We start from the raw sequence: 12,416 nt of genomic DNA on the forward strand, positions 1-12,416 counted from the left end.
AGCAGGTTCGTGAAGGGGGCTGGGTGAAGAGCGATCGGGACCGGAGCGTGCGCCTGTTGTGGGAGCCGCCTGCCGAGCCGACCAGGGGACCGAAGGCCGCGCTGAGCCAGTCGCGAGTGGTCGAGGCGGCCATCAAGGTGGCCGACGCCGACGGCATCGACGCGCTCACCATGCGCCGGGTCGCCGAGACGCTGGGCAACACCGCGATGTCGCTCTACCGGCACGTGCCGGGCAAGTCCGAGCTGCTGGACCTGATGGTGGACGCGGTGTGGGGCGAGACCGAGCCCACGCCCAAGGGCCCGTGGCGCGCCGGTTTGGAGTTCTTCGCCCGGCAGGTGTGGGCGATGTACCGCGCGCACCCGTGGATGCTGCAGCTGACGGCCTCGCGCCGGATACCCGGCCCGCACGCCATGACGCGTCAGGACGCGGCCTACGCCGCCGTCTCGGAGCTGGGGCTGGCGGCCGAGGAGATCGTCGCCGTGGTGACGACGGTGTCCCACTTCGTCGACGGCGTCGGCCGCACGATGGCGGACCGCGTCCAGGCCGAACGGGAGACCGGTGTGTCCGAGGAGGACTGGTGGGACGGCCGCGAGGCGCTCTGGGAGCACTTCACGCCGGACCGGCTGCCGATGATGACCCACATCTGGAACTCGGGCGGCTTCGAATGCCTCCTGGACGAGTTCGAGTTCGGTCTCGCACGGGTCCTGGACGGCCTCGCGGTGTTCATCGAGTCCGAGGAACGACCGCTGGTTCGTCCACAGGCGTGCCTGTAGTCAATCACCGCACCTTGAGTCGTCCGATCGAGTGAAAAGGGCAGCTCAGCACGAGGTGGAAGGGTAGTTGGGCGGTTACGTAATGCCATTGTTATGCGCAATCAGAATGAACTCGTTCGAACGCTGAACCGACCACTCCTATCTGCCCGTTTTCCTTGTGACACCGTTTCGCCGCGGGGGTCGAATCGGGACGACGAGGAGGTCGTATGACAGCTGGCGCGCACGACGCGGTCACCCTTGGCTGCTACGCGCTCGGCGTTCTGGACGCGCACGAGAGTCTTGGCGTGGAGCAGCACCTTCGGGGCTGTCCGTCCTGCCGTGCGCAGGTCGCCGACTTCCATCGGATCCGAACAGCACTTGACGACGTGCCTCGTGAGGCATTTCTGCACGAGCTCGAGGACGACCTGCCCATGCCGTCGGACCTGGTGCTGCAGCGCACGCTGCGGCAGATCAGGCAGGAGTCGGCCATTCCGCAGCAGCGGGAGGCCGCCCCACGCCCGAGAGCCAGTCCGCAGCCGGTGGAGGACCTTCCCGAACCGCTGCACGCCAAGCCCCGGCGCTGGCCGGGCTATCTCGCCGCCGCGGCAGTAGCCGCGGTGGTCGCGTTCGGGGGTGCCGCGGCGTTCATGCAGAACCAGGCGCCGCAGACGTCGATCGCCGGACCACGCACGGGCGAGGCCACGGCGACGGGCGGGATCAAGCTGGTGGCGGGCATCGAACCGTCGTCACAGGACCGGTACCTGGTCACGGCCAAGATCAACGGCCTGCCCGCCCTGCAGAAGTGCAAGCTGGTCGTGATCGCCAAGGACGGCACGAAGTCCGAGGCGTTCGCGTGGACCTCGTCCGAGAAGGGCAGGGTCGAGGGCGCGACGGTACGCGGCATGGTGAGCGTCCCGTCGGACCAGGTGCGGTCGATCGCGGTCGAGAACACCGAGGGCAAGCAGTTCGTGGTGGCGAACCTGTAAGGGTGGAAACAGACGAAGGGCCCGGATTCAGATGAATCCGGGCCCTTCGACTTACATTGGTGTAATTAGACGGCCTGCAATGTCAGCCAGGCGCCGACGACGATGACCGTCGCGGCCGTGCCGACGGGTGCGTAATGCGACAGCAGGCGGGTGGCTCGGCCGTCCAGGATTCTTTCGACGCGATCGCGCGCCTTCACGAGCAGCAGCCCGACCGCGGTGAGCGTGCCGGCCATGCCGATGCCGTAGCCCAGGACCAGCAGGACGCCGAACCAGGTGCGGCCCAGGGCCATCGCGCCGAGCAGCACCACCAGCGCAGACGGCGAGGGGACCAGGCCGTTGGCCGCGCCCATGCCGACGAGGCTCGCGCGGCTGTAGCCGTGGCCGTGCCCGTGCCCGTGCCCCGGCCCGTGCCCGTGCCCCTGCCCGTGGTCGTGTCCGTGTCCATGTCCCGTCGTGACTCCGGCCAGCGCGGGTTCGCGGGTCGTCGACAGGGCCGAGCGCAGCAGCATCACGCCGATCATCGCGATCAGCACACCGCTGACCAGCCCGAGCCAGCGCAGCACCTGTTCCCCGGCCAGCGCGCTGGAGGCGCTGATGATCAACCCGAGGACCAGCACGCCACCGGTGTGCGTGGCCGTGACCGACGCACCGACGATGAACGCGTCCTTCGGCGTGCCCTGTCGTCCGGCCAGGTAGGCGGCGATGAGCGTCTTGCCGTGACCGGGCAACGCGGCGTGCGAGGCGCCGAGTACCAACGACAGCAACAACGCCAAGAACCCGAGCCACGGCGTGAGGTCGTCGCTGCCCAGGATGTCGTTGAGCCTGGCCGCCGTGACGCTCAACGACTGGACGGGGGAGCCGGTGGCGACCTTCGGCTCGGACCCGCTGCCCGGTTCGGCGCTGAACACGACCGAACGGACGTCCATCGGACTGCTGAGCAGGTCCTCCGGGTACGTCCGCAGCTCGTCGCTGATGCTCTCGGTCGGCACCTTCGAGCCGGTGAGCCGGATGCCGCTGCCGGCGGCGGTGATCTCGCGCCAGCCGACCCGGTCGGTGTTCGACTCGTCGCGGAACTCGAGCCTGGCCGGCCGGTCGAGATCCACCTTGGCGGTGAACTCGCAGACCAGCCGGGTGGTGAGGAGGTCGGCCTGGCCGACCGGGTGTTCCTTGGTGGAGCTGGAGAGCGTCCAGGTGATCCGGCGACCGTCCACAGTGGAGCGGTCGGTGCGGGAGACCTCGTCGCACCACTGCCGCGCGTCGCGGGTCTTCAGGTTCTCCTGCAGCGTCGGGATCTCCGCCACGTCGACCACGGACCGCAGGTCGATCCGGTCCGGGTGCAGGTGCAGCCCGTGGTAGTGGTTGACGCTGAAGTTGCCCAGCGGGTGGGCGGACGCCTCGCCGTTGACGAAGAAGATGCCGGCGAGCAGCAACGCCGCCACCAGGACGGGCCGCACCACCCAGCTGGACAGGCTCACCGGCCGCCTCGAAGCTCCGCGAGCTTGCGACCCGCCTTCAGGGCCTGCAGCGGGGAGAAGTTCGCGTTCAGCCTGAGTGCCTGCACCAGTGCCTCCTGGGCTTCGGCGACCCGGCCGAGCGCGGCCAGGATCATGCCGCGGTGGTAGGAGAACGTGGCGTTCTGCCAGCCCAGCGCCACCGCGCGGTCGGAGTAGCTCAACGCCTCCGCGTCCCTTCCGTTGACGTGCAGGGCCCACGCCATGGCGTCGGCGACGAAGACGCTCTGCCGGCGGCTCCACTCGCTTTCCGCACGGCGCAGCGCCTGCATGCCATCACCGCGGTCGGCGGCGACGAGGGCCGCGGCCAGATCGTCGGAAGCACCCTGCGACTCCATCAGTCGTTGCTGCTCGGAAAGCACGGCGTACTGCTGGGCGGCCTCCGCGGTCTTCCCGCCGGCTTCCAGCAGTTCCGCGTACTCCTGCAGGTACTGGGGCAGGGGAGCGCGCGCCACGAGCCTGCGGTACGACTCCAGCGCCACCGGGACGTCGCCCCGTGCCGCCGCGACCTTGGCCATGCCCTGAGTGAGAGTCATGTCGTCTCCTCTCGCCGCGAGTCCCTGCTCGTAGTGCTCGGCGGCAACATCCAGCCGGTTGTGGTCGAACGCGAGTTCGCCCAGCCGGTAACGGCAGAACGCGATCTCCTCGGGTGTCGTGGAGGACTTCAGCGCACGCTGCATCGCTTCGCGGGCGGCCTCGACGTCACCGTGGAGTTCGAAGTGGAAGGAAGCGCGGGCGAACGACGCCGTGTTCGGTTTGAGGTCCAGCATCTTCTGCACCGCGTCCTGCGCGCCCGCGTCGTCGCCGAGCTGCGTCAACGCGTCCGCCAGCACGCCGTACGCCTCCGCGGAGGCGGGCAGTGCGGCAACAGCCTTCAGGGCCCAGTCACGGGCCGTGTGGAAGTCGTGGCGGGCGTTGGCCAGCGTGCCCATGCCGATGGCGGCAGGACCCGTGTCGCCCGCGTTCTTCAGTGCGCCTTCGGCCTTCGCATAGTAGGCAGGGTCGGCCGTCACCCTCGCCAGTTCCACATAGGACGAACCGAGCCGCGCCCAGGAGTCCTTGTCCTGCGGAAGCTCGTGCAGCCGTTGTTGCAGCTGGTGCACGACCTTGTGCATCTGGTTCTGCTGCGCCACGGCGGGAACGACGGGCTCAAGGGGCGCGCCCCCGGCCCTGCTGTCGGCAGGACCGGAGGCGGCGAGGTAGGCAAGCGCCGCGGTGACCAGGAGAACCACCGCGACGGCCTGCCGTTGCTGGTACTTCACTTCGAGTGCGACCCGTACTTGCGGATGTGCTGCTGGCGCTTGCGCCACAACAGGAAGCCGGCGCCGAACACGAGCGCGGAACCGACCGCCGTGGTCATGGCCATCGGGTCGATGTTGCCGATCCGGCCGACCGGGTTGACCGCGACCTCGGCCGTGGTGCCCGAGGCGTTGACGGCGGTGCCGTTGCGGGGCAGGCCCACGTACGGGAAGTTCGCCTCGAACGGCTGGTCGTTCGCGTCGACCTTGTCACCCGTGGCCAGTGCGTCGACGAGCTTGCCGGACGCCGCCGCACCCTCCATCGCCTGGACGGCGATGTCCACCACGTCGTCGGTCAGCCGACGGCCGTTCGGGAAGCCCTGCGTGTCACCCGCGAGCAGGCCCAGGCGGTTCGGGTTGGCGTTCGGCTCGATCATCATGTTCAGCCGCAGCATCTCGGACGGGCGGAACCGCCGCGCGTCCACGTCCGCGTTGTTGACCTGCGAGTTCAGGTCGGCGTTGATCTGCGCGCCGAGCTTCTTGGTGATGCCGGTCAGGAAGATCTCCGCCAGGTCGTCGCGCTGACCCTGTGGCGCCGGGATCTTGTAGATCGCCTCGATCAGTTTCGGCAGCTCCGGGTTCACGACCCGGTCGACGAGCTCCTTCACGCCGGCGTCCTGGTCGGGGCGCAGGCCGTTGAACGCGTCCTTCAGACCCGCGGGGGCCACGACCTCGTTCACCAGCGGGTTGCCCAGGCGGGAGACCTGCACGAAGTCGCCGACCGCCTCCGCCTTGCCGGGCGAGAGCTTCAGGGTGCGGCGCTGCGTGGTGCTCCAGATGCCGATGTTCGGGTTGCGGTGGGCGTCGTTGCGCAACGCCAGCGCCTGCTTGGGCAGCTGGATCGCGATGGTGTTGACGTTGTAGCCGCGCAGCGTGTCCTGGCCGACCTCGCTCAGGTTGCCGCCGTAGAGCAGGTCGAACACGCGCAGGTCGGCGAAGAACGCGTCCTCGGACGGGCCCACGTAGACCTTGCCGCCACCGGCGATCTGCGTGATCGCCTGGTCGCGCAGCTTCTTGAAGTCCGGCATCGACGCCGGGCCGTTCGGGGACGGCGCGACCGGGGCGTTGCTGACCAGCTTGACCTTCTGGCCGTTCTGGTAGATCGCCTCGAGGTTGTAGCGCTGCCGGAACAGCAGGTTCTCGTCGTCGAGCGAGTCCACGACACCGTTGGCGTACAGGAACGTGTTGTTCTTGCGCCGGTCGTCGTCCTGGAAGGTGAACCGCAGGGTGACGTCGGGTTTGGCGTCGCCGTCGCTGTCGACGTTGAAGTCGTACTGCGCGTCCTCGGCCCACGGGAAGAAGTTGGGGCCACCGTTGGGTTCCTGGAACCCGGACCAGTTGCCGACCAGCGTCACGGTGTCCTTGTGGTCGGGACTCACGAACGCGTACAGGTCCGTGTTGTCCACGGCCGGGTCACCCGCGATGAGCGGAGCCTCGCGGTGAGACGACGCCGTGGCGTTGGTACCGCCGAACATGGCCGCGTTCAGCAGTGTGGCGGCCACCAGCGCGGCCGCAGCCACCTGGCCGCGCCGACCGCTGAGGGCGTGCGGTGATGACATCTGTGGGCAACCTTTCGGAGATGAGTTCTGGGGGTGCTGTCTGCGATCAGGCGCTGTGCATGAGCAGCGACGGTTCGCTGGAGTGGCTTGCGTGCACGGCGTGGCTCGTCCACCTCGCCTGGGTGAAGTCGCGAATGCCCTCGACGAGTCGTTCCACGTCCTGTTCGGGCCGCACGACGAGCCGGGCGAACTTGCTGGTCATACCGAGCTTGTTGCCGCATTCACGGATGAAGACCTGGTGCTTGGCCAGCAGGTGGTCGCGCAGTTCGCGGCCGTCCATGCCTCCGCCGAGCTTCACGAACAGGAAGTTCGCCTGCGACGAGTAGACGGTCAGGTCGGGGATGCGCGACAGCTCCATGCCCATGCGGTAGCGGTCGCGGCTCAGCAGCCGCAGGCTCTCGGCGTACTCGCCCTCGTGCTCGGCCAGCATGAACACGACGGTCTCCGCGAGGGAGTTCAGGTTCCACTTGGGCAGCGTCCGGCGCATCTTCCCGGCCAGTCCCGGGTTCGCGACCAGGTAGCCGAACCGGATGCCGTGCAGGCCGAAGTTCTTGCCGAGGCTCTTCAGCACCACCACGTTGGGCCGGATGGACGCCTCGGCCGCGACCGACGGATTGCGCTCGACCTCGACGAAGTCGATGAACGACTCGTCGATCACGATCAGGTCGAGGTCGGACAGCTCGTCCATGAACCGGATGATCTCCCGGCGCGGCAGGTAGCCGCCGTCGGGATTGTTCGGGTTGCAGATGACCGCGACCCTGCTGCCGCGAGTGCGGATGAACTTGATGTACTCGTCGATGTCGAGCTCGAAGCTGTTGCTCTCCTGGAGCAGGAACATGTCGACGCGCTTGTTGCTCTCCATCGGCTGGTCGGTCCAGCGCCCGAAGGTGGGGATCGGGATGGCGATGCTCTCGTGGATCCACAGGTGGTCCATCCACGTGATCAGCTCGGTCGAGCCGTTCGACATCGCGAGCGTCGCCGGGTTCAGCGCCAGCACCTTGGAGAGCTGCTCCGCGATCTTGCCGGAGTCGCTCGGGTAGAACTTGAGCACCGACTCCAGGTTCTTGGACAGCTCCTCGAACATCTCCGGCGTCGGAAAGTACGGATTGCACGGGATGCAGAAGTCGACGAGCTCACCCGCACCCGTCCGCGACAGCTCGAAGTAGGACGGGCTGTGCGCGGTCTGCTGGAACAGACCCGAGTCCACACCATGCCGCACGCGACCACTCCGTCCTTCGATCCGCTTCCGACACCGGGGCATACGTGCCGATGTTCATCCCGGTTCACGGGTCCGTTTCGGGAAGGTCTCGGAACGGTCTCGTACGCAACCTCGCGTACTCCGGATCCTCGGCTCGGCGGACGCCGGTCCGGCCGGTTCCCGGGAGGCTGTTTCTCACGTGATCGTCGGAGGGGGTCGTGATGCTCGGGAAGTTGCTGCTCGCGGTGTCGTTGCTGATGCCGGTGGAGACCGGTTCGCCGACTGTCCACACCGGACAGATCGAGGGCGCCGAATACCGGGTCGAGGTGCCATCTCGTTGGAACGGAACGCTTCTGCTCTACAGCCACGGCACGTACCCCGCCGGGTACACGCCGCCGATCGAGATGGCCTCCCGGCCCGCCGCGCGTGCCGAACTGCTGGAGCGTGGCTACGCTCTCGCGGCCTCCCGATACCGCGTTCCGCACGGCCATTCGGTGCCCGACGCGCTGCGCGACCAACCCGCGCTCGTGTCGTGGTTCTCGGGTGCCGTGGGACCTCCACGGCGGGTGATCGCCTGGGGATCGTCGCTGGGCGGGCTGACCTCCGTGCTGCTGGGGGAACGCGGCCGGTTCGACGGGGTGCTCGCTATGTGCGGGGCACTCGGAGGGGCCGTCGAACGGTCCAACCAGCTGCTCGACCTGGGGTTCGTGGTCCGGACCCTGCTGGAACCGTCGCTGGAAGTCGTGCGGATCTCCGACGTCGCGGTGAACGAGACGCGGGCGGTCGCGGCCGTCGACTCCGCGCTGGGTTCCGCGACCGGACGCGCCCGGCTGGCGTTGGCCAACGCCGTAGCGGGTATCCCGGCCTGGTCACGGGTGCACGAACCCCGTCCGGTGGAAGTGGTGGAGGCGGTGACGCAGGCAGCCGTTCACGACCGAACGCTCGCCCGCTCGCTCGCGTGGGGCAGCGGCCGCGCCGACATCGAGGCGCGCGCCGGCGGCAACCCGAGCTGGAACACGGGTGTGGACTACCGGCAGTTGCTGGAGCGCTCCTCCCAGCGGGAACTGGTGCTGGCGGCCTACCGGGAGGCCGGCGTGGCCCTGCAGGACGACCTGGCTTCGCTGGCGGCCGCTCCACGGGTGCCCGCGGACGCCTCCGCGGTCCACTGGCTTCGGTCCTTCGGCGATCCCGCCAGCCGCCCCCGGTCACCCGTCGTGACACTGCACGCGCTCGGCGACCCCACCGCCGTCGAGCACTCCGGCGCCTACCGGGGACGTGACGTACGACAACTCTTCGTCAACCGCGCCGGGCACTGCATGCACACGGCGGCAGAAGAACTCGTCGCTCTGCGTGTCCTGGAAGACCGCATCTCGACCGGCCGCTGGCAGCACGCCGACGTGAACGCGCTGGCCGGGCAGTACGGCCCTGAGATGCGGGTACTCCAGGACTGGACCACGACTCCACCCCGCGAGGAGACCGTGGCGCCGGGCTTTGTGACGCACCACCCAGGACGGTTTCCGCGACCGTGACGGGCGTCCTGCGAAGAATTGTCAGAGGGTGCGGATACCCTGCTGGCAGTCCGCACACAATCAGGGAGCAATACCCGTGACCGCAGAGACCCTGTACGGGGCCGACGACCTCACCCATCTGGAAGGTCTGGAGGCCGTACGCAAACGGCCAGGCATGTACATCGGGTCGACCGACAGCCGGGGCATCAACCACCTCTTCAGCGAGATCATCGACAACTCCACCGACGAGGGCGTCGCGGGCCACGCGACGAAGGTCGTGGTGACCCTGCACGCCGACGGCAGCGTCCAGGTCGACGACGACGGCCGCGGCATCCCGACCGACGTCCACGCGAAGTCCGGTCTGTCCGGTGTGGAACTGGTGCTCACGAAGCTGCACGCCGGCGGCAAGTTCGGCGGCTCCGGCTACAAGACCTCCGGCGGCCTGCACGGCGTCGGCGCCTCCGCCGTCAACGCCCTCTCCCACCGCTACGACGTCACGGTGCGGCGCGACGGCAAGGTCCACGAGATGTCGTTCGCCCACGGCGTCCCCGGCGTCTTCGACGGCCCCGGCCCCAAGGCGAAGTTCACCCGCCAGACCGGGCTGAACATCGTCGGCAAGATGAAGCGCAACGAGTCGACCGGCACCTCGACCCGCTACTGGTACGACGCCCGCTACTTCGAGAACGGCGCCGCGCTCGACGTGGACACCGTCCGCCAGAAGCTGCGCAACACGGCGTTCCTCGTGCCGGGCGTCACCTACGTCCTGCGGTCCGCGCTGGAAGACACCATCTCCGAAGAGGTCTTCCACTACCCGCACGGCCTGACCGACATGGTCGACTTCCTCGCCCCCTCCGGCGACCGCGCGGTCTCCGGCACGCTGGTGATCACCGGCACCGGCACCTACTTCGAGAACGCCGCCGACGAGAACGGCGTGATGCGGTCCAAAGTGGAGCGTCAGGCCGAGATCGAGGTGGCGCTGCGCTGGGGCACCGGCTACGAGCGCATCGTCGAATGCTTCACCAACACGATCCGCAACGTGCACGGCGGCACCCACCGCCGCGGCTTCGACCGCGCCGTGGTGAAGTCGGTGCAGGACGCCATCTCCAAGACCCGCGGCCTGCTGAAGCCGAAGGAGGAGATGCCGACCCTGGACGACGTGCTCGAAGGCATGACGGCCGTCATCCACGTCCGCATCCCCGAACCGCAGTTCACCTCGCAGACCAAGGACGAGCTCTCCACCGCCGGCATCACCAAGGTGCTGCAGGGCATCGTCGACCAGCAGATCCGCGCGTGGACCGAGGACCGCAAGACCAAGCTCGAAGCCAAGACCGTGCTGCAGAAGGTCGTCGACGCCTCGCGCGTCCGGCTGACCCAGAAGCAGCAGAAGGACGCGGCGCGGCGCAAGACGGCCCTTGAGGGCGCGGCGATGCCGGCCAAGCTGGTCGACTGCCGCACCACAGGTGTTTCGCGTAGCGAACTTTTTCTCGTGGAAGGCGACTCCGCTCTCGGCTGTTTTGTCGGTGAGACACAGGTCGCGCTGGCGTCCGGCAAGTCGTTGTCGTTCCTGGAACTGGTCGAGGACTGGCAGCGCGGTGTGACGCACTTCGGATATGCGACCAACAAGGCCGGCCGCGTCGTAGTCGTGCCGCTGGTCGAGCCCCGGCTGACCAAGAAGGACGCGCCGCTCGTCCGCGTCACCCTGGACAACGGCGAGTCCGTGCGATGCACGCCAGACCACCTGTTCCGGCTGCGTGACGGTTCCTACCGCCGTGCGGACGCACTGCAGGCCGGCGACTCGCTGATGCCGCTGTATCGGTCGGTGTCCTCGAAGGCGGAGGGTCACAACCTCGACGGCTATGAGCGGATCTGGATGAACGACCGGCAGGAATGGGTGTACACCCATTACCTGGCCGACGCGTACAACCTGCGCCATGGCTTCGACAGCACCGAGGACGGCACCGTCCGGCACCACGTCGACGTCAACAAGCGGAACAACGACCCGCGCAACCTCAAGCGCATGACGTGGGAAGACCACTCAGCACTGCACGCCGCGATGATGGGCGAGCACGTGCACGAGGGCTACCGCGCATGGCTCGCAGCGGGCGGCACCGAGTTCAAGTCCGCGATGCTGTCCGAGCAGTGGAAGAACCCCGATTTCCGCGCCTCCTGCCTCGCCCGGCTCGCTGAACGCAACCAGGACCCGGATTTCCGCGCTCGCATCGAGCAGGGCTTCCTCGACTGGTACTCGGCGCTGAGCGAGACCGAGAAGACGGCTTACGCCGAGCGCCTGCGTGCGCTGCAGGCCGAGTACTGGGCCAAGCCCGAGCACCGCGCGGCCGCAGCAGAGCGGGTGCGCGCGTTCTTCACGCAGCCCGGCAAACGCGAGGAGTGGAGCGAGCGGTCCCTGGCGCAGTGGCAGGACGAGGAGCTGCTCGCCTGGCGTTCCCGCACCACGATCGACCAGTTCGCGGACCCTGCGGAGCGTCAGCGTCAGCGTGACGCGGTCCTCTCGTGGCACGAGGACAACCCGGAGTTCGGCCGCGAGCACTCGGCTCGGATGAAGCAGCGGATGGCCGACGCTTCCACCGGCCACCTGGAGAAGATCCAGAAGGGCCGCCGCCGGTACGTGGAATCGACTCCACGCGCTGAGCGCGTCGCCAAGCAGGTCGAAGGCCGTCGGCTCGCCGCACTGAAGCGAATGGCGCCGATGCTGGACACGCCGTCGAACTTCGAACTGGCGTTGTCCTACGAGCTCGACCGCAAGAAGAACGCGAAGACCGGCCTGAAGTTCCTGAAGGTGCTGGCGCACTACGACGACGACTTCGCGCGGTTGCGTGAGGCGGCGTCGATGGTGAACCACTCGGTCGCGTCCGTCGAGGCGTTGCCGGAGCGGGAAGACGTCTACGACCTGACCGTCGACGGCTACCACAACTTCGCACTCGAAGCCGGTGTGTTCGTCCACAACAGTGCCCGCATGGCGCGCGTCTCCGAGTATCAGGCGCTGCTTCCCTTGCGCGGCAAGATTCTCAACGTCCAGAAGGCCTCGCTCGCCGACACGTTGCGCAACGCCGAGATCGCCTCCATCGTCCAGGTCCTGGGCGCGGGCACCGGCCGCACGTTCGAAATCTCGCAGATGCGGTACGGCCGCGTGATCCTGATGGCCGACGCGGACGTCGACGGCAGCCACATCCGCACGCTGCTGATCACGTTGTTCGCCAAGTACATGCGCCCCGTGATCGAGGACGGCCGCCTCTACGCGGCCATGCCCCCGTTGCACAAGGTCGTGACGCGCGGCCGGAACGCCGAAACGCACTTCACCTTCACCCAGCGCCAGATGGAACGGAAGATCGCGTCGCTGGAGAAGGCCGGCAAGCAGATCGTCTCGCCGGTGATGCGGTTCAAGGGTCTCGGCGAGATGGACGCGGACGAGTTGTGGGAGACCACGATGAACCCCATGACCCGCAGCGTCCGCCGGATCACCATGGATGATGTCGATGCCGCGGAGAACGCGCTGGAACTGCTGATGGGCGAGAAGGTCGAGCCGCGCCGCAACTGGCTCGTCGAGTCCGCCGCCAGGGTCGACCAGTCGGCCATCGACCTCTAA

The 12,416-nt window shown here is 68.1% G+C and carries 8 protein-coding genes; 4 read left to right on the forward strand and 4 right to left on the reverse strand.

The window, feature by feature from the left end; genetic code table 11:
* The first annotated feature begins 23 nt into the window (after positions 1-23).
* Both BLR21_RS33755 and BLR21_RS33760 read left to right on the forward strand, forming a co-directional pair.
* Positions 24-773 carry a TetR/AcrR family transcriptional regulator gene (locus BLR21_RS33755; RefSeq protein WP_176929919.1) on the forward strand — a complete coding sequence of 250 codons (750 nt, stop codon included), beginning with the start codon at positions 24-26 and terminating at the stop codon, positions 771-773.
* A gap of 206 nt (positions 774-979) precedes the next feature.
* Entirely contained in the window at positions 980-1,738 is a 759-nt protein-coding gene (locus tag BLR21_RS33760) for an anti-sigma factor family protein (protein ID WP_143028008.1), read from the forward strand.
* A 65-nt stretch (positions 1,739-1,803) separates the two neighbouring features.
* Here BLR21_RS33760 and BLR21_RS33765 read toward each other — a convergent pair whose 3' ends face one another.
* From BLR21_RS33765 to BLR21_RS33780, 4 genes are read right to left on the reverse strand one after another with little or no spacing between them, the layout of a single operon-like run.
* Entirely contained in the window at positions 1,804-3,213 is a 1,410-nt protein-coding gene (locus BLR21_RS33765; protein ID WP_256335108.1) for a nickel/cobalt transporter, read from the reverse strand.
* Positions 3,210-4,511 (reverse strand): tetratricopeptide repeat protein, encoded by a 1,302-nt coding sequence (locus BLR21_RS33770; protein ID WP_090012638.1) that lies wholly within the window; start codon positions 4,509-4,511, stop codon positions 3,210-3,212. The genes BLR21_RS33765 and BLR21_RS33770 overlap by 4 nt, the downstream gene beginning before the upstream one ends.
* The gene (locus BLR21_RS33775) at positions 4,508-6,106 is read right to left on the reverse strand and encodes a DUF4331 domain-containing protein (protein WP_090012640.1); all 1,599 of its coding nucleotides are present in this window, start codon (positions 6,104-6,106) and stop codon (positions 4,508-4,510) included. The genes BLR21_RS33770 and BLR21_RS33775 overlap by 4 nt, the downstream gene beginning before the upstream one ends.
* Positions 6,107-6,152: 46 nt before the next feature.
* The gene (locus BLR21_RS33780) at positions 6,153-7,325 is read right to left on the reverse strand and encodes a pyridoxal phosphate-dependent aminotransferase (protein ID WP_218131045.1); all 1,173 of its coding nucleotides are present in this window, start codon (positions 7,323-7,325) and stop codon (positions 6,153-6,155) included.
* Between the two features lie 200 nt (positions 7,326-7,525).
* Here BLR21_RS33780 and BLR21_RS33785 point away from each other — a divergent pair, with 200 nt between their 5' ends.
* Together BLR21_RS33785 and BLR21_RS33790 are read left to right on the forward strand one after the other, a co-directional pair.
* Positions 7,526-8,833, forward strand: coding sequence for a hypothetical protein (locus tag BLR21_RS33785; RefSeq protein ID WP_090012808.1), 1,308 nt, complete (start codon positions 7,526-7,528; stop codon positions 8,831-8,833).
* Positions 8,834-8,909: 76 nt separating this feature from the next.
* Positions 8,910-12,416, forward strand: a complete 3,507-nt coding sequence (locus tag BLR21_RS33790) for an ATP-binding protein (RefSeq protein WP_090012644.1) — start codon at positions 8,910-8,912, stop codon at positions 12,414-12,416.

Source organism: Lentzea albidocapillata subsp. violacea (genome assembly GCF_900100275.1).
Classification (GTDB): domain Bacteria; phylum Actinomycetota; class Actinomycetes; order Mycobacteriales; family Pseudonocardiaceae; genus Lentzea; species Lentzea violacea.